At 60.6% G+C, this 17,445-nt stretch carries 18 protein-coding genes; 8 read left to right on the top strand and 10 right to left on the bottom strand.

What is annotated here, in order from left to right; translation table 11 throughout:
* Positions 1-16: 16 nt before the first annotated feature.
* Positions 17-613 carry a L,D-transpeptidase gene (locus ACR0LD_RS05515; RefSeq protein ID WP_409233613.1) on the bottom strand — a complete coding sequence of 199 codons (597 nt, stop codon included), beginning with the start codon at positions 611-613 and terminating at the stop codon, positions 17-19.
* 1 nt (position 614) lies between these two features.
* Here ACR0LD_RS05515 and ACR0LD_RS05510 point away from each other — a divergent pair, with 1 nt between their 5' ends.
* Positions 615-818 carry a hypothetical protein gene (locus ACR0LD_RS05510; RefSeq protein ID WP_480635879.1) on the top strand — a complete coding sequence of 68 codons (204 nt, stop codon included), beginning with the start codon at positions 615-617 and terminating at the stop codon, positions 816-818.
* Between the two features lie 16 nt (positions 819-834).
* On the opposite strand, the gene ACR0LD_RS05505 is transcribed toward ACR0LD_RS05510, so the two are convergent.
* Entirely contained in the window at positions 835-2,334 is a 1,500-nt protein-coding gene (locus tag ACR0LD_RS05505; protein WP_480635877.1) for a CoA-acylating methylmalonate-semialdehyde dehydrogenase, read from the bottom strand.
* Between the two features lie 101 nt (positions 2,335-2,435).
* On the opposite strand from ACR0LD_RS05505, the gene ACR0LD_RS05500 reads away from it, so the two are divergent.
* The 3 genes from ACR0LD_RS05500 (at position 2,436) to coaD (ending at position 4,414) form a co-directional block, all read left to right on the top strand.
* Positions 2,436-3,338 carry a LysR family transcriptional regulator gene (locus tag ACR0LD_RS05500; protein ID WP_170419025.1) on the top strand — a complete coding sequence of 301 codons (903 nt, stop codon included), beginning with the start codon at positions 2,436-2,438 and terminating at the stop codon, positions 3,336-3,338.
* 61 nt (positions 3,339-3,399) lie between these two features.
* Positions 3,400-3,837, top strand: a complete 438-nt coding sequence (locus ACR0LD_RS05495) for a CBS domain-containing protein (protein WP_170523901.1) — start codon at positions 3,400-3,402, stop codon at positions 3,835-3,837.
* A gap of 85 nt (positions 3,838-3,922) precedes the next feature.
* Positions 3,923-4,414, top strand: a complete 492-nt coding sequence (coaD, locus tag ACR0LD_RS05490; protein ID WP_093961954.1) for a pantetheine-phosphate adenylyltransferase — start codon at positions 3,923-3,925, stop codon at positions 4,412-4,414.
* Here coaD and gap (ACR0LD_RS05485) read toward each other — a convergent pair.
* The 3 genes from gap (ACR0LD_RS05485) to gap (ACR0LD_RS05475) all read right to left on the bottom strand — a co-directional run bounded on the left by gap (ACR0LD_RS05485) (position 4,406) and on the right by gap (ACR0LD_RS05475) (position 6,719).
* Positions 4,406-5,410: a type I glyceraldehyde-3-phosphate dehydrogenase gene (gap, locus tag ACR0LD_RS05485; RefSeq protein ID WP_170357677.1), complete on the bottom strand. Its 1,005-nt coding sequence runs from the start codon at positions 5,408-5,410 to the stop codon at positions 4,406-4,408. The genes coaD and gap (ACR0LD_RS05485) overlap by 9 nt on opposite strands.
* 92 nt (positions 5,411-5,502) lie before the next feature.
* Entirely contained in the window at positions 5,503-5,646 is a 144-nt protein-coding gene (locus ACR0LD_RS05480; RefSeq protein WP_170338780.1) for a hypothetical protein, read from the bottom strand.
* 71 nt (positions 5,647-5,717) lie between these two features.
* Positions 5,718-6,719 (bottom strand): type I glyceraldehyde-3-phosphate dehydrogenase, encoded by a 1,002-nt coding sequence (gene gap, locus ACR0LD_RS05475; protein ID WP_170339356.1) that lies wholly within the window; start codon positions 6,717-6,719, stop codon positions 5,718-5,720.
* Positions 6,720-6,901: 182 nt separating this feature from the next.
* On the opposite strand from gap (ACR0LD_RS05475), the gene ACR0LD_RS05470 reads away from it, so the two are divergent.
* Positions 6,902-7,873, top strand: a complete 972-nt coding sequence (locus ACR0LD_RS05470; RefSeq protein WP_170439347.1) for a DUF808 domain-containing protein — start codon at positions 6,902-6,904, stop codon at positions 7,871-7,873.
* A gap of 57 nt (positions 7,874-7,930) precedes the next feature.
* Here the strand turns inward: ACR0LD_RS05470 and tkt are convergent, their stop codons facing one another.
* The gene (gene tkt, locus ACR0LD_RS05465; protein ID WP_480635873.1) at positions 7,931-9,952 is read right to left on the bottom strand and encodes a transketolase; all 2,022 of its coding nucleotides are present in this window, start codon (positions 9,950-9,952) and stop codon (positions 7,931-7,933) included.
* A 235-nt stretch (positions 9,953-10,187) separates the two neighbouring features.
* Between tkt and ACR0LD_RS05460 the strand changes: the two genes are divergently transcribed.
* The 3 genes from ACR0LD_RS05460 to ACR0LD_RS05450 are packed head-to-tail and all read left to right on the top strand — an operon-like array spanning position 10,188 to position 11,613.
* A complete protein-coding gene (locus ACR0LD_RS05460) occupies positions 10,188-10,874 on the top strand; it encodes a hypothetical protein (protein WP_170389984.1) in 687 nt (228 codons plus the stop codon).
* A complete protein-coding gene (locus tag ACR0LD_RS05455) occupies positions 10,874-11,269 on the top strand; it encodes a cell division protein ZapA (protein WP_170339348.1) in 396 nt (131 codons plus the stop codon). Before ACR0LD_RS05460 ends, ACR0LD_RS05455 begins: the two co-directional genes overlap by 1 nt.
* Entirely contained in the window at positions 11,266-11,613 is a 348-nt protein-coding gene (locus tag ACR0LD_RS05450; protein ID WP_480635871.1) for an MliC family protein, read from the top strand. The genes ACR0LD_RS05455 and ACR0LD_RS05450 overlap by 4 nt, the downstream gene beginning before the upstream one ends.
* Before the next feature lie 8 nt (positions 11,614-11,621).
* Here the strand turns inward: ACR0LD_RS05450 and grxD are convergent, their stop codons facing one another.
* The 4 genes from grxD to ACR0LD_RS05430 all read right to left on the bottom strand — a co-directional run bounded on the left by grxD (position 11,622) and on the right by ACR0LD_RS05430 (position 17,351).
* Positions 11,622-11,984, bottom strand: coding sequence for a Grx4 family monothiol glutaredoxin (grxD, locus tag ACR0LD_RS05445; protein WP_170338767.1), 363 nt, complete (start codon positions 11,982-11,984; stop codon positions 11,622-11,624).
* A 385-nt stretch (positions 11,985-12,369) separates the two neighbouring features.
* Positions 12,370-12,603 (bottom strand): BolA/IbaG family iron-sulfur metabolism protein, encoded by a 234-nt coding sequence (locus ACR0LD_RS05440; protein WP_480635870.1) that lies wholly within the window; start codon positions 12,601-12,603, stop codon positions 12,370-12,372.
* 139 nt (positions 12,604-12,742) lie between these two features.
* The gene (gene purL / locus ACR0LD_RS05435; RefSeq protein WP_480635868.1) at positions 12,743-14,902 is read right to left on the bottom strand and encodes a phosphoribosylformylglycinamidine synthase subunit PurL; all 2,160 of its coding nucleotides are present in this window, start codon (positions 14,900-14,902) and stop codon (positions 12,743-12,745) included.
* A gap of 196 nt (positions 14,903-15,098) precedes the next feature.
* The gene (locus ACR0LD_RS05430; RefSeq protein ID WP_480635866.1) at positions 15,099-17,351 is read right to left on the bottom strand and encodes a mechanosensitive ion channel domain-containing protein; all 2,253 of its coding nucleotides are present in this window, start codon (positions 17,349-17,351) and stop codon (positions 15,099-15,101) included.
* Positions 17,352-17,445: the final 94 nt, after the last annotated feature.

Here is a 17,445-nt window from a genome sequence, read left to right as displayed (position 1 = left end):
CCGGGGCTTTGTCGTTTCAAAGCAGTCTGACTTTTGTTCCGATCTGGACCAGAGGATACAGTTCCTCGACATGCTGGTTGTACAACCCGATGCACCCGGATGAACTTTGGCGTCCGATCTTGCGGGTGTCATGTGTGCCATGCACCAGGTAAGCCGGCCAGGACAGGTACATGGCGCGGGTGCCAAGTGGGTTGCCCGGATCTCCACCTTCCATGCGGATCGGCAGGTTGGGATCGCGCTCGCGCATCGATGCGGTCGGCGTCCAGCTGGGATTTTCCGCTTTGCGCACGACTTCGGTGTAGCCGCGTTTGGTCAGCTCTTCGCTCATGGGAACCGAGCTGGGGTACAGTTTGTAGGTACCGTCAGGACCCCAGTAATGCACCGCCCGGCTGGTTATGTCAGCCAGCAAGCAGCCCACGCCCAGTTCATCGAAGTGATCCTGCCAGTCCTGCTTGGAAAAGGACGATACGTTGCGGCGAACGGGAAGCTGAGTGCTGATCGCCTCCTCGCTTTGAGGGAAGGCGTCCTGGCTCTGCGCCCGCAACAAGGTCGGCGACGCCAATACGGATGCTACCCCCAAAAGGGCCGAGCGGCGGGAAATTCTGGTTGTCACGATGGCCTCCTGGCGACTGACTGCTCGAATTTTCGGCCAATTTATGCCGGGCAGAGAGGTGAAGCCAGAGGTCGGTGCTGAAATTCTCGTGAACGCAGTCCGGCTTGCGCAGTTTTTTGCCAAGCAAAAGGTGCACAAGGTGACGGTTGGCGGACTGGGTTTGCCTGCGGGCAAAAAGGCCGCCCCAATTTTGGGCGGCCTTTGATCTTTAAGTCAGGGTGTTAGTCCATCGCTTTGAAGTTGAACTCGCCACCTTCCTTGATGCCCGATGGCCAGCGCGACGTCACGGTCTTGGTGCGAGTGTAGAACTTGAAGCTGTCGGGGCCGTGCTGGTTCAGGTCTCCGAACATGGATTTCTTCCAGCCGCCGAAGGTGTGATAGGCCAGCGGTACCGGGATCGGGACGTTGATACCAACCATGCCGATATTGACCCGGCTGGCGAAATCACGGGCGGTGTCGCCGTCGCGGGTGAAGATCGCGGTGCCGTTGCCGTATTCATGGTCCATCGCCAGCTTCAGCGCCTCTTCGTACGATCCGGCGCGGACGGTGGACAGAACGGGGCCGAAGATCTCCTGCTTGTAGATGTCCATGTCGGGGGTGACATGGTCGAACAGGTGGGGGCCGACAAAGAAACCGTCTTCATAGCCCTGCAGTTTGAAATCGCGGTTGTCGACGACCAGTTTCGCGCCCTGTTCCACGCCCGAGTTGATCAGGCCCAGGATGCGTTCTTTGGCGGCGGCGGTCACGACCGGCCCCATGTCGACGTCGTCGCCGGCGGTATAGGGACCTACCTTCAGCTTCTCGATGCGCGGCACCAGCTTCTCGATCAGCGCGTCAGCGGTTTCCTCGCCCACCGGAACGGCCACCGAAACGGCCATGCAGCGTTCGCCGGCAGCGCCGAAACCGGCGCCCACCAGTGCGTCGGCGGCCTGATTCAGATCGGCGTCGGGCATGACGATCATGTGGTTCTTGGCCCCGCCAAAACACTGGGCGCGTTTGCCGTTCGCCGTGGCGCGCGAATAGATGTACTGCGCGATGGGGGTCGAGCCGACGAAGGACACACCCTGAATGATCTCGCTGTCCAGCAGGGTGTCCACGGCTTCCTTGTCGCCGTTGACGACTTGGAACACACCTTTGGGCAGACCGGCCTCGACGAACAGTTCGGCCAGCATCAGCGGTACCGATGGGTCACGTTCCGAGGGCTTCAGCACCACCGCGTTGCCGCAGGCCAGTGCAGGGCCGACATGCCACAAGGGCATCATGGCCGGGAAGTTGAACGGCATGATGGCGGCGACAACGCCCAGCGGCTGGCGCATGGAATACATGTCGATGCCGGGGCCGGCGCTGTCGGTGAATTCACCCTTCAGCATCTGCGGGGCGCCGATACAGTATTCGATCACCTCAAGCCCGCGCTGCAGGTCGCCTTTGGCGTCGGGCAGGGTCTTGCCGTGCTCGCGGCTCAGCGCTTCGGCCAGCTTGTCCATGTCGCGATGCATCAGGTGGACCATCTGCATCATCACGCGGGCGCGCTTTTGCGGGTTGGTTGCGCCCCATGCGGGCTGGGCTGCAGCGGCGTGTTCGATTGCAGCTGTCGTCTCGGCAGCGCTGGCCATCGGGCATTTGTACTGAACCTCGCCCGTGGCGGGGTTGTAGACGTCGTCAAATCGACCGGATGTGCCGGGCGTGTATTCGCCGTTGATGAAATGGGTCAGGTCTTGCATCGCAAACTCCTCCGCTGAATTTGCGCGCAGCATAGGCTTGCATAAATCTCATGAACAGAGGCAATATCCCAAAAGAGTTTTGCAAAAATGCAGGGGTGGGGATGGATCCGAACTGGGATGACATGCGCGTATTCCTGGCGGTTGCGCGCGAGGAAAGCCTGTCTTCGGCCGGGCGGTTACTAAAGATCGACCCGGCGACAGTGGGGCGGCGGGTTTCCCGGTTGGAAGCAGCACTGAAAGCGCCGCTTTTTACGAAGTCACCGCAGGGCTACGTACTGACCTCCGCCGGAGAGCGACTGTTCGAGCACGCTCAAGGCGCTGAGGAGGCGATGCGCGCAGCGGCTGGCGCGATGGAAGGCGCGACCAAGTCGCTGAGTGGTCAAATCCGGATCGGTGCTCCGGACGGAAGCGCCAACTATCTGCTGCCACAAGTCTGCGCCAAAATCAGCGACTCGAATCCCGACCTGGACATACAGATCCTGGCCTTGCCGCGGATCATCAACCTGTCGCGCCGCGAGGCGGATATGGCCATCACCGTCAGCGCCCCGACGGCCGGCAAGCTGCTGGTGCAAAAGATCAGCGACTACAAGCTGCATATGGTGGCAACAGCCGGCTATCTTTCGCGGCATGGACCCATTCGCTCGGTCGGTGAGCTGAAGGGTCACCGCATGATCGGTTATATCCCGGACATGATCTTCGACCGCGAGCTCGATTATCTCAACGATCTGGGTATTGATCGTGTCCCACTTGCATCAAACTCGGTCTCGGTACAGTTGCGGCAAGCCTCGCTGGGTACCGGGGTGTGTATCGCGCATGACTTCACGTTGCCATTCCATCCTCAGCTGAAAAAAATTCTGACGGATCAAGTCAGTCTGACGCGCAGCTTTCACCTGGTTCGCCATCAGGGTGATCAACGCAACGAACGGTTGAACCGATTTGCAGAAGCGCTCAGCCGGGGAATTCGCGACGAAGTTGCGCGGCTGGAAGCCGAAGCCCAAGCTTGACAGGTTGATCTAATCGGGCAACGCTTTGGAAAACGGGAAAATTATTTCGGAGGTATTGCCCATGCTTGTACAGGCCATTCTGAAGTCCAAGTCGACGGACGGGGTTGTGACGGTGGCGCCTTCGATGACCGTGTCCGAGGCGGCAAAGATTCTGGCCGATAAGCGCATTGGTACGGTGATCGTATCGGAGGACGATGGCGAAACCGCAGCCGGCATCCTCTCGGAACGCGATATCGTGCGGGAATTGGCCGCCAGTGGCAGCGGGTGCCTGACACAGCCGGTCAGCGCCTACATGACCAAGAAACTGGTGACCGCCACCCAACAGGACAAGGTGCAGGACGTTCTCGCTCGCATGACCGAAGGTCGGTTCCGCCACATGCCGATTGTCGAAGGTGGCAAACTGATTGGGATCGTCACTCTGGGCGACGTCGTAAAAGCGCAACTGTCCGAACTGGCCATGGAAAAAGATGCCCTGCAGGGCATGATCATGGGGCACTAGCCCCATCTGACGACATTGCGGCCTCTTGCAGCTGCGGAAAACTTGTGTTTGCTTGCGCAGAAATTTTATTGCTCAGGAGGGCGCGATGCGGGTTGGATTATATCCGGGAACCTTTGACCCCATCACCATGGGTCATATAGATATCATCCGCCGGGCAGCCATGCTGGTCGACAAGCTGGTGATTGGCGTCGCGATCAACCGCGACAAGGGTCCGTTGTTCTCGCTCGAAGAGCGGGTGGCCATGATTGAGGCGGAATGCGCCTACCTGACCGAACAGACCGGCACTGAAATTGTTGCGCATCCGTTCGAAAACCTGCTGATAGACTGCGCCCGGGACGTAGGGGCGCAGATCATCGTACGCGGCCTGCGTGCTGTTGCCGATTTCGAATATGAATTTCAGATGGTTGGGATGAACCGGGCGCTCGACGATTCTATCGAGACCGTGTTCCTGATGGCCGAAGCTCGACACCAGGCGATCGCCTCGAAGCTGGTCAAGGAAATCGCCCGGCTGGGTGGGGACGTGTCGAAATTCGTCACGCCCCAGGTCAATATCGCGCTGAAAGAGCGGTTAGGCTAGGGCGCCCATCGCGGCAGCGGTGTCCAGCATCCGGTTCGAGAAACCCCACTCATTGTCGTACCAGGCCAGAACGCGAACCAGCGTGCCGTCGGTCACTTTGGTTTCGGCCAGCGACACGGTCGAGCTGTGGGAATCGTGGTTGAAATCGATCGAGATCAACGGGCGGGTTTCCGCGGCCAGAACGGTCGGGATCTTGGCCGCTGCCTCGGTGAACAGGGCGTTGACCTCGTCTTCGGTGGTGGGGCGCGATACCTCGACCACGAGATCGACGACCGAGACGTTGGGGGTGGGAACCCGGATCGCTTGACCGGTCAGCTTGCCCTGCAGTTGCGGTAGAACCAGCCCCACGGCCGAGGCCGCGCCGGTGGTGGTCGGGATCATCGACAGCGCCGCCGCGCGCGACAGGTACGGGTCCTTGCCGGCGGTGTCATGCACCGGCTGGCTGGCGGTATAGGCGTGCACCGTGGTCATGTTGCCGTGCACAATACCCAGGCCAGCATCCAGCGCGGCAGCGACCGGCGACAGGCAGTTGGTGGTGCAGGATGCGTTGGAAACCACGGTGTCGGCGGCGGTCAGCTCGTGGTCGTTCACGCCGAACACCACGGTTTTAACCTCGCCATCCCCGCGCGCCGGCGCCGAGATCAGAACCTTTTTCGCGCCGTTCTTGAAATGGCGAGATGCAGCTTCGCGCGTGCGGAACACGCCGGTGCATTCCAGAACCACGTCGACGTCCGACCAATCAAGCGCCTCGGGGTCGCGCTCGCTGGTCAACCGGATCGGGCCGGCGCCTACGTCCAGCCCGGCCTCGGTCAGGGTGACCGGCTTGGTGTAGCGGCCATGCACGCTGTCGAACTCAAACAAATGCGCATTCATTTCAGGCTTGGCGAGGTCGTTGATCGCGACGATCTGCACATCCGTACGACCGCTTTCCATCAGGCCGCGCAGGACACCGCGCCCGATCCGTCCAAATCCGTTGATTGCAAGTTTGAGTGTCATGTCGCGCTCCGTCTGAATGGCCGCTAAGCCGCGATTGAAATCAGTTAGCGCTAACAAAGGCAGTCAGGCGAAAATGTCAAGCAAAACCTCTGTCAGCGCCAGAACGCGACCCAGTCGAGAAAGTCGTAGAACTTCTTGCCGAGGAACAGGAGGTGCTCGGTTCCAAACAGCGCGAAATCCAGCATCAGACCACCAAGGATGAGGACTCCCAGCCAGATCGCGATTTGGTTTGTCATTGCTGCTCCGAACAAAAAAGCCCGCCCAGATAACCTGAGCGGGCGACGCGGTTCAAGCGGTCTTGATGAGATCAGTTAAGCCGTCCCATGGCGACGGCCACATCGGCCATGCGTACTGAGAAGCCCCATTCGTTGTCGTACCACGCCAGCACGCGAACCATACGGCCGTCCACGACGCGGGTCTGGTCGGGCGCGAAGATCGAGCTTTCCTCGGTGTGGTTGAAATCGGTCGACACCAGGGGGGCGGGTTCATAGCCCAGGACGCGCTGCATCGGCCCCTTGGCAGCCTCGGCGACGATGGCGTTGACTTCGTCGACGGTCACTTCGCGCGCGGCGCGGAAGGTCAGGTCGACGGCGGACACGTTCGGCGTGGGCACGCGAATGGCCGAACCGTCCAGGCGCCCCTTGAGGTTCGGCAGAACCTCGCCCAGCGCCTTGGCGGCACCGGTGCTGGTGGGGATCATCGACATGGCGGCGGCGCGGGCGCGGTACAGGTCGCTGTGGCGGCGATCCAGCGTGGGCTGGTCGCCGGTATAGGCGTGGATCGTGGTCATGATGCCGTTTTCGATGCCGATGCCTTCGTCCAGAACCTTGGCAAGCGGGGCAAGGCAATTCGTGGTGCACGAGCCATTCGACACCATCCTGTCGTTGGCGGTCAGGCTGTTGTGGTTGACGCCGAACACGATCGTTTTGTCCACGTTCTTGCCCGGAGCCGACAGCAGAACCTTTTGAGCGCCACGTTCAAGGTGTGTTTTCGCCTTCAGCCCGTCGTTGAACTTGCCGGTGCATTCCAGAACGACGTCACAGCCTTCCCAGTCCAGCTCGTTCATGTCGTAGGTCGAGAACATCTGCATCGGCCCGCGACCCAGGTCCATCGTGTTGCCGCTGATCGAGACATCGCGTGGAAAGCGGCCGTGGATGCTGTCGTATTTCAGCAGATGCGCCGAGGTTTCAAGCGGTCCCGTCGCGTTGACCTTGATCACTTCGATATCGTTGCGGCCTGACGCGGCGATGTGCGACAGGGTACAGCGGCCGATGCGGCCAAAACCATTGATGCCGACCTTGATGGTCATGTGACGTCTCCAAATCCGCTTGTGTTCCGGGCGATATAGCGATGATCGGTCCATCTAAAAAGATGGAAAATACCATATTTGCAATGTGTTAGCGCAAACTTGGTGTGGTTGCGCTAACGCTTGCGCTAGCTGTCGGATCGGTTAGGGTCCAAAGTGCGACGGATGAACGGAAAGGATGCGGCATGAGCGGTTTGCTGGCCCTGTTGGACGATGTGGCGGGAATCGCCAAGGTGGCGGCGGCCTCGGTCGACGATGTTGCGGCGGCTGCCGGCAAGGCGGGGGCCAAGACCGCCGGTGTGATCATCGATGACGCGGCCGTTACGCCGAAATACGTCCAAGGGTTTGCTCCAGCGCGCGAGTTGCCGATCATCTGGCGCATCGCGCGCGGGTCGATGTTCAACAAGGTCATTCTGCTGCTGCCTGTGGCGCTGTTGCTGGCGAACTTCGCGCCGTGGCTGATAACGCCCTTGCTGATGATCGGCGGGTCATACCTGTGTTTCGAGGGCGCCGAGAAGATTTTTCACGTGCTGTTCCCGCATGGCAGCCACGTGATCGAAGAAGACATGAGCGTGCGCGATCCGGGTCATCTGGAGGAGCAGAAGATCAAGGGCGCGATCAAGACCGATTTCATCCTGTCCGCCGAAATCATGACCATCGCTCTTTCTGCCATCGAGGCGCCGAATGTCTGGATGCAGGCGGCGACGCTGGCGGTTGTGGGGATCGGTGTCACGGTTGCCGTCTATGGCTCGGTCGCGTTGATCGTAAAAATGGACGATGTCGGGCTTTATCTCGCCAAGAACGCGCCGACACCGATTGGCCGCGGGCTGGGCCGCGGGCTGGTCAAGGCGATGCCAAAGGTCATGAAGACCCTGTCAGTCGTGGGTACGGCGGCGATGCTGTGGGTCGGCGGCTCGATCATGATCCATGGGCTCGAGGTGCTGGGCTTTGGCTGGCTGGGGCACCACATCCACGATTGGGCCTATGCGGCCGGTCATGCCGTGTCCGATCAATGGGCTGGCGCGGTGGAGTGGATCAGCAAGGCTGCGATGGACGGTGTGTTCGGGCTGGCCTGGGGGTTCGTTCTGATCCCGTTGGCGACCAAGGTCATCGCACCGCTGTGGCCCAAAAAGGCAGAGCAGACAGCCGACCATTGAGGCCCAAAAGAAAAGGGCGGCACGATGGCCGCCCTTTGATTGCTCGGATCGGCTGGATCAGCCCAGCAATTCCTTGACCTTGGCAACCGTCGCCTCGGCGGTGATGCCGAAATGCTTGTACAGTTCGCCTGCGGGAGCGGACGCGCCAAAGCTCGACATGCCGATGAAACCGGCCTTGGCCTCGCGGCCACGCTCGCCCAGCAGCCAGCGGTCCCAGCCGCCGGCACGGACGGCGGCCTCGATACCGACGCGGACGGGGCCGGCGGGCAGGACCTTCTTGCGATAGGCTTCGTCCTGCTCGGCGAACAGCTCCATGCAGGGCATCGAAACGACGCGGGTGCCGATCCCTTCGGCCTCGAGCATCGCCTTGGCCTCCATGGCCAGCGACACCTCGGACCCGGTGGCGATCAGGATCGCCTGACGCTTGCCCTCGGCCTCGGCCAGAACATAGGCGCCCTGGGCGGTCAGGTTCTTGGCCTTGTGCTGAGTGCGCAAGGTCGGAACGCCCTGACGGGTCAGCGACAGAACCGAGGGGCTGTCCTTGAAGGTCAGCGCCAGTTCCCAGGCCTCGGCGGTCTCGACGGTGTCGGCGGGGCGGAACACATAGGTGTTCGGCGTCGCGCGCGAGATCGCCAGATGCTCGACCGGTTGGTGCGTCGGGCCGTCTTCGCCCAAACCGATCGAGTCATGGGTCATCACGAAAACGCTGGGGATCTTCATCAGAGCGGCCAGACGCATCGACGGACGCGCATAGTCGGTGAAGGCCATGAAGGTGCCGCCATAGGGGCGGATGCCGCCATGCAGCGCCATGCCGTTCATCGCCGCGGCCATGCCGTGTTCACGGATGCCGTAGTGGATATAGCGGCCCTTGCGGTTTTCCGGCAGGAACACGCCCATATCGGCTGATTTGGTGTTGTTCGACCCGGTCAGGTCCGCCGAACCGCCGACCGTCTCGGTCATGATCGGGTTGACGACGTTCAGCACCTTTTCCGACGAGGCGCGGGTGGCCAGCTTGGGTTGATCCTCGGAAACCTGCTTTTTGAAGGCACGGATGGCGCCAGCCAGCTTTTTCGGCGCCTCGAACGCGTAGGCGCGGTTGAACTCGGCCTGCTTTCGCTCGGACAGTTGGGCAAAACGTTCTTCCCACGCTTTCCGTTCCATTGCGCCACGCGCGCCGATTGCTTCCCACGCGGATTTCACCTTGGTCGGAATTTCGAACGGTCCGTGCGGCCAGCCATATGCATCCTTGGCGGCCTGCAGCTGTTCGGCATCCGTCAATGCGCCGTGACCTTTCGAGGTATCCTGCGCGGCATGCCCCAGCGCGATGTGGCTTTCGCAGGCGATCATGGTCGGTTTCTTCGACGCTTTTGCCTGCACAATCGCCGCATCGATGGCCTTGGGGTCGTGGCCGTCAATCTCGATCACATGCCAGCCCGAAGCGGCGAACCGGCGCACCTGATCAGTGCGGTCGGCAATGTCCACGGTGCCGTCGATGGTGATGTTGTTGTTGTCCCAGAACACGATCAGCTTGCTGAGCTCGTGCCGACCGGCCAGGGTGATGGCCTCCTGGCTGACACCTTCCATCAGGCAGCCGTCACCGGCGATCACATAGGTGTAGTGGTCGACAACCTTTTTGCCGTAATGGGCCCGCTGGATTTCTTCGGCCATCGCAAAACCGACGGCGTTAGCAATTCCTTGCCCAAGAGGACCGGTGGTGGTTTCAACACCATCAATCAGGAAGTTTTCCGGGTGGCCGGCGGTCTTCGCGCCCAGTTGGCGGAAGTTCTTGATCTCGTCCAGAGTAACTGCGCTGTAGCCCGTCAGGTAGAGCAGGGAATAGATCAGCATCGAGCCATGGCCGGCCGACAGGATGAACCGGTCGCGGTCGGGCCAGTTTGGGGCCGAGGCGTCGAATTTCAGGTGTTTTTCAAACAACACGGTCGCGACGTCGGCCATGCCCATCGGCATTCCGGAATGGCCGGAATTGGCGGCGGCGACAGCATCAAGGGTCAGGGTGCGAATGGCCGCAGCCTTCGCCCAGTGTTCAGGGTTGGCATTGCGCAGCGCAGTCAGGTCCACGGGTGTTGTTCCTTTGGATTACGGCAGATTGCGGGCTGAATACCATCCACCCCCCAAAGTGCAAGCGGAACCCGGCGCGGCGCATTGCCATCGCTTCAAGAGTGTTGCTCAAGCCTTTGAAAGCAAAGAGTGGGTATTTTGGCGAACATTCCGTTAGACTAAGTACCGGTACGAGCCGTATTGATTCGGCCATCGGAAAAACAGAACGAACCTTGGTAAAGAGGTGACAGGGGCAATGAGCCAGATCGAAGACTTACAGCGACGCATCATGGCCGCGATGGATCGGATTGGCACCGGGATCGAGGCGTTGCAATCGGCGGGTCCGGTCGCGGGCAGCGAAGATGGACAATTGCGCGCCGCCCTGGATGAGGAAAAGCTGGCCAATGCGCAATTGGAAGAGCGCCTGAAGTCTCTGAAAGAGCGGCATGATCAGGAAATCGACGCTTTGCGCGCCCAGTTGGGCGAGTCCAATGCCAAACTGGCCACCGTCGAGGCCGCGCGTGCCGAACTGTCCGAAGCCAAGGCCGCGCTGGAAAATCAGGACGAAGTTGCAGCGCTGAAGGCCGAGATCTCCGAATTGCGGCGGCAGCTGGAGGATTCAGAGCGTATCCCCGAATTGAATGCCGAACTGGAAATGCTGCGGGCCGAACGCGCCAGCCACGGCGCAGCCATGTCGCGGCTTGATGATGACCTGCAGCGCTTGCGCAAGGCAAATGACCAATTGCGCGAAGCGGTCGACGAGTTGCGCAAGGCTGCTGAGGACGGCGTTCCCGATGCCGAGCTTCTGAACAAGGCAACCGTGGCCGAGTTGGAGGCCACCCGGGCCGCCCGCGCCACCGACGCGGCCGAAGCTCATGCGGTTCTGGCGCGGCTTGAGCCTTTGCTGACCCACGCCAACCTGGCCGAAGGAGAGGTAGAGTAATGCCCGAGGTTACCATTCATATTGGCGGGCGCGGATTTGAGGTTTCCTGCCAGGACGGCGAGGAACCGTTTCTGCACGCAGCCGCGAAGATGCTGGACGATGAGGCCCAGGTGATGGCCGACCAGATTGGCCGTATGCCCGAGTCGCGGATGTTATTGATGGCAGGGCTGATGCTGGCCGACAAAGCAGCGGCCACCGAGGATCGCATCAAAACACTCGAGGCGAAGCTGGCCGAAGTTGAAGGCGAATTGGAGCGTATGCGCAGTGCGCCCGCGCCAGAACCAGAACGGATCGAAGTGGCCGTTGTCCCGCCCTCGGTTACCGACACACTTGCAGAGATGGCGGCACGAGCCGAGGCGCTGGCCTCGGTGATCGAAGAGAAGAACGCGAGATGACACATTTGCGGAGTTTGTGCCTGGCGGCGTTGGTCGGGGCGGTCTCGGGTCCGGCATTGGCACAGATTGACATCCTATCTGTGACCTTCACCTGCGAAAATGGCGTTGAGCTGCCCGTGACATACTTCAACCCCTCCGACGGCGAAGGGGCTGCGGCGATGATCGTCGATGGTCAGTTGATTGCGTTGCGCCAGGTCCAGAGCGGCTCGGGTATCCGCTACGAGTCGGTGAACGGGCAGGGGACGTATACCCTGCGGTCGAAAGGCTGGAACGCGATGGTCAGTTTCGCGGCGGCCGGAGCCACCGGCGAAACCGATATTTTGAAAGACTGTGTCAGCCGCTGAGCGGCTGATCAGGCGTTTGCCTCGCGGATTTTGTCGGCGGCTTCTTTGTTGTAGGCGACACCGTTTTCATCGAACAGCGTGTCCAGCTCTCCTGACAGGGTCATTTCCGTGATGATATCACAACCACCCACAAATTCGCCTTTGACGTAGAGTTGAGGCACGGTCGGCCAGTCCGAATAGTCCTTGATGCCTTGACGGATTTCCTCGTCCGCCAGAACGTTCACGTCGGTGTATTCGACACCCATATAGTTCAGAACACCGGCCACCCGAGATGAAAATCCGCACTGCGGCATTTCTTTGGTGCCCTTCATGTACAGCACCACATCGTTGCTTTTGACGGTTTCGTCGATCTGGGTCTTAACGTCGGTCATTTCGCGTTTCCTTGTTTACGTTCGTCCGTCTATCGGGCGGTCATTTCGATCGGCGGCTGCGCCACCAGTTTCTTGGTTCAGTACGCTGGTTCATCGCATGAACCGCGTCGATTACATTGACTTTTGTCACACCGTCGGCTTCCCACGGTCTGCGTTTCAAAGCGTTTGGGTCGGGGCGCATATCCGACAATCATCTTGTTCTGTTCCGTTTCAGATAGGCTTCAAGCAGAGCCGCGGCAACTACCAGCCCGCCGACACATATCCCGATCCAAACAACCCAACCGATCATGTCACGTGACCGAATTGTCGGATGCCATCGGAATGCACAAGGCAGCGCGTGCCATCACCAGAGTGAGCATGGCACTGGCCGCCGTCAGCCTCATCACTAGGGTACTTTCGTGGTCAACGCCAGCGCGTGCAGCTCGCCATCCGGGCCGTCCATCTTGCCCTTCAGCGCCGCATAGACCGCGCGCTGCTGCTGGACCCTGTTCTTCCCGCGAAAGCTTTCGTCCACGACCATGGCGGACATGTGTACGCCATCGGTGCCGCCGACCTGAATTTCCGCATTCGGAAAGGCTTCGCGCAGCAGATGTTCGATTTCGTGGGCGCTCATTGGCATTTAAGATACTCCTGAAGGTCTTTTCAAAGATGTAGAGCGATGCCGAAGCCCGCGCAAGGGTGCGCAGCGCCCTTGAAAAAGTCAGATCCCGCGCTGATCGAACAGCGCAGGATCCGAGTATGGTTCAGCGTCGTCGTGCTCAGGCGACAGCTTCGGCAAAACTGCTGCGATACATCGCTGAGAGTTCACTCAGAGGAGTTTCGGACGCTCCGATCCGCACGGTTTCTCCGGTAAAGCGACCGACCGAAACCAGCGGCACGCCAGCCTGGCCCGCCGCAATCATCAGCGCTTCGGCCTGATCGAAGTTGCAGGCCACCAGGTAACGGCCCTGATCCTCACCGAACAGGAACTCGGTCGGGGCGTCATCAAGATGCACACCCACGCCCGCGGCTTCGGCCAGTTCGAAGGCAGCCAGTGCAAGGCCGCCATCGCTCAGGTCAGTACAGGCCTTGATCATCTCGCGGTTGGCCCGGATGAAGTCGCCGTTGCGCCTTTCCGCATCCAGATCCACATGCGGGGCGTCGCCGTCTTCGCGGTTGAAGACCTCGGCCAGCAGGGCGGATTGGCCCAGATGCCCTTTGGTTTCGCCGATCACCAGCGCAACGTGGCCTTCGCGCACCTCGGTGCCGATGATTTCGTCGGCGTGCTGCAAAAGGCCGACGGCACCGATGGTCGGTGTGGGCAGGATCGCCTGACCGTCGGTTTCGTTGTAGAGCGACACGTTGCCCGAGACGATCGGCATATCCAGCGCGGCCACGGCGGCGCCGATGCCTTGGATGGCACCGACGAACTGGCCCATGATCTCGGGCTTTTCGGGGTTGCCGAAATTCAGGTTGTCAGTGGTGGCCAGCGGTTTGGCCCCAACGGCGGTCAGGTTGCGATAGGCTTCGGCCACGGCCTGCTTGCCGCCTTCCTCGGGGTTGGCGCGCACGTATCGCGGGGTCACGTCCGAAGTGAAGGCCAGCACCTTGTCGGTGCCATGCACGCGCACCATGCCTGCTCCAACACCGGGCGTACGCGCCGTGTCAGCCATCACCATGGTGTCGTATTGCTCATAGACCCAGTGCTTGCTTGCGTAGTTGGGCGACGAGATCAGCGCACGCAGCCCGTCGATCGGGTCGATCTGCGGTACCTCGCCCAGATCTTCGGCCGCCGAGGTGGGGACCCAGGGGCGGTCGTATTCCGGTGCCGTTGAGGCCAGTTTCGACAGCGGCAGGTCGGCCTTGATTTCGCCGTTGTGCATGATCAGGAAACGGTCTTCGGCGATGGTTTCACCGACGATTGCGAAATCCAGATCCCATTTCTCGAACACAGCGCGGGCTTCGGCCTCAAGCTCGGGCTTCAGCACCATCAGCATGCGTTCCTGGGACTCGGACAGCATCATCTCGTAGGCGGTCATGTTTTCTTCGCGCTGGGGCACGTTTTCCAGGTCCAGCCGGACACCCAACCCGCCCTTGTCGCCCATCTCGACGGCCGAGCAAGTCAGGCCCGCCGCGCCCATGTCCTGAATCGAGATCACGGCGCCGGTCTGCATCAGTTCCAGCGTCGCCTCCATCAGGCGTTTTTCGGTGAAGGGGTCGCCAACCTGCACGGTTGGGCGCTTTTCCTCGATCGTGTCGTCGAATTCGGCCGAGGCCATCGTGGCACCGCCCACACCGTCGCGGCCGGTCTTGGCGCCCAGATAGACGACGGGCATGCCCACGCCCGACGCGGCCGAGTAGAAGATCTTGTCGGCATCGGCCAGCCCGGCGGCAAAGGCGTTCACGAGGCAGTTGCCATTGTAGGCCGGGTGGAATCGAACTTCACCGCCCACGGTCGGTACGCCGAAGCAGTTTCCGTAGCCTCCGATGCCTTCGACCACGCCATTGACCAGCTGGCGGGTCTTGGGGTGGTTGGGTTCGCCGAAGGACAGCGCGTTCATTGCCGCGATGGGCCGCGCGCCCATGGTGAACACGTCGCGCAGGATGCCGCCCACGCCGGTTGCCGCCCCTTGATAGGGTTCGATGTACGACGGGTGGTTGTGGCTTTCCATTTTGAAGACCACGGCCTGCCCGTCGCCGATATCGACCACACCGGCGTTTTCACCGGGTCCGCAGATCACCTGAGGGCCCGAGGTGGGCAGGGTGCGCAACCATTTCTTCGAGGATTTGTAAGAACAGTGCTCGTTCCACATGGCCGAGAAAATCCCCAGCTCGGTAAAGGTCGGCTCGCGCCCGATAATCTCGAGGATCATGTCGTATTCTTCGGGTTTCAACCCGTGTGCGGCAATCAGATCCGGTGTGATGGCGGGCTCTTGCATCGTGTGTCCTGTTTCCAAGGTGGCCGGGATTGCGGGCCTTTTAGGGCAACCGGGCGATTTGGGAAAGGGTCAAGAGCGCGCAGCGAACAGGAACCCGCTATTTGCTGGCAGAATGCAGCGGTCTGCGACCGGGAAATGCAGGTTGCACCACCGGAATGACGGGGACAGCAGCGCATGCGCCACTGTCCCACCGCCGTTATTGAGGCGGCTCTTCCTTCTTGTTCACTGCGTCGGCCGCGGCCGCGCCGATCGCCGCTTTCTGCTGTTCGGTCAGGTTTTCGGCCTCTTCCAAACCGGGGATGGCGACGCGCACCTCACGGCGGGCAAAGTCGATCCCGTTCTCCTTGAAGGCGGCCTTGACCCGGTTGAAGATCTCCTTGCGCAGGGTGAACTGCTTGCCGGGCTTGGCCATGAACTTGCCGCGGATGATCATGCCGACATCGTCAAAGTCGAACACGCCCTGCGATTTGAAGGGCTGCAGGAAGCCATCCTTGTGGAGCGGGTCCTCCATCATCTCGGCGCCGATCTTCTTGAAGATCTTCTTGACCTTGTTCGGATCAGTGTCGAAGGGCACGGTGAATTTCAGCTTCATGATGACCCAGTCGCGGCTGTAGTTGGTCAGCTTCTGAATCTCACCGTAAGGGATGGTATGCACCGGACCGCGATGGTGGCGCAGCTGCATGGAGCGGATCGAAATCTTCTCTACCGTGCCGGTGGTGCCACCCACATCGACATATTCACCCACGCGGAAAGCATCGTCGATCAGGAAGAAGATGCCGCCCACGATGTCCGAGACCAGTTTCTGCGCACCAAAGCCGATGGCCAGACCCAGGATACCGGCACCAGCCAAAAGCGGCGTGATGTCCAAGCCCAGAGCGCCCAGCGCCAGCAAGGCGAAGATCACCGCGATGGCCACCTGAGCAGTCACGCGCAGCAAAGGCAGAACCGTGGCCAGGCGCGAGCCGCCGGCACCGCCGCCTTCGCCGGCTTCCTCATCGGGGCTCTGCTCCGAAGCTGTTTGCTCTTTGGCAAGCCGGCGGTTGATCCAAAGCGAGACCACCTCGTTCAGGATGTAGCCGATTGCGATGATGATGAAGAACTGAACCAGTTTGCTGCCGGTTTCCGAGTCCCCGCCCGCAATATCCTGCAGGTCCAGGTTCCAGGCATCCGCAATCATCAGAATGACCAGAATGCCGGCCAGAACGCGTCCGATGCGGATGTAGCTGCGTTTGGTCGATTTGTAGGCACGTTCCGCGATCGGACCATCGCCCATCATCGGCGGCAGCAGGTGCCGGGTCAGCCCTCGGATTAGCGTGTCGAGTGCCGGTGCGATCAACAGCCAGAACATCGTGACGAAATGCGCGCCTTCGGCCAGAAGGGCAAACACGGCCGGATTACGCTGAGCGGCGAGGAACTCGACCAAAAGCCAGGTACCCGCCGACACGGCGATCGCAAAATACGGATAGTAGCGGGCGACTTCTTCGTCGAAATGGGTGCGATCCGGATCGGAACCACGCATCATGTCGGTCAGACCGTTGCGGGCAGTCCATGCAATGACGCCGACATAGATATGGATGGCGGTGTTCAGCCAGAAACCAAGGCGCGATTCACCCGGCATTACGCCATTCATCGCATTGAAATCCAGGATGAACAGGGTGAACCCGATCAGTAGGAACAGGCCGATCAGGTTCCGATGCAGGTATTTTGCCCATTTGTCATTCACGTTGACCAGGCGCAGGTTGCTCTGCTTCGGGGCGAGAATGAAACGGGAAATCGCGGCTCCCAGGCGGGGGAACCAGATCAGGAAGAACACGAACGGTGCGGCCTGGGCAATCTGTTGTTCGTCCAGCAACCGACGCCCGACGAAGACCAGCGTGTAATAAAAGACAAGCAGCCCCAGAAACTCGACGCAGAAGCGCTTGAACAGAAAGACTACGGCGCCTTTTAGGTTGGTCGAGGCATCCCCATCGACGACTTTGATCCAACGGCGGGTCCAAAGGCCAACCGCCGTTTCTGCGGCATACCCGATTGCAAGCGCCAAGAAGGTGAATCCGAACAGGGTTGCCAGACCGCTTGCGCCAAACTTGTTTCCGAAATTGCTGAAGGCTTCGACCTGCGCGGAAACCAGCAGCGGAACCTTGCGGATGACATCCAGCCAAGACGCAGCCATGTCGCCCGCCGAGGATGAGATCGTTTGCAGCAGCCCCTTCCGGGATGTCTGCGTTTCGGCCTGTTTCGCCGCGACCGCATCAAGCCGTTCCAGCAGAATGGCCCGGACCTGATCGTCAGACATTCGCGCCACCAGATCGTCGACCTGTTCGGGGGTCAGATCTTCGGGGATGGTGACATGGCTGGTGGTGGGTTCGCTGGTGCTCTGGGCCATGCTTGGCCGGGCCAGGAACGTGACGGATACCAACGCCATCAAAAACAGGCGGAGTAGGCTGGTCATAAACTTTGTCCTCGAACACGAAATATTATGGTTTTTCGCGATCATAGGCCCGTTGGCAAAATAATTCCAAACGATTTGGCCCCGCGCGCAGGGG

This window comes from Ruegeria sp. BF8 (assembly GCF_056538625.1).
The sequence above is the reverse complement of the archived record's forward strand: the minus strand, read 5'-3'. Positions and strand labels throughout refer to the sequence as shown.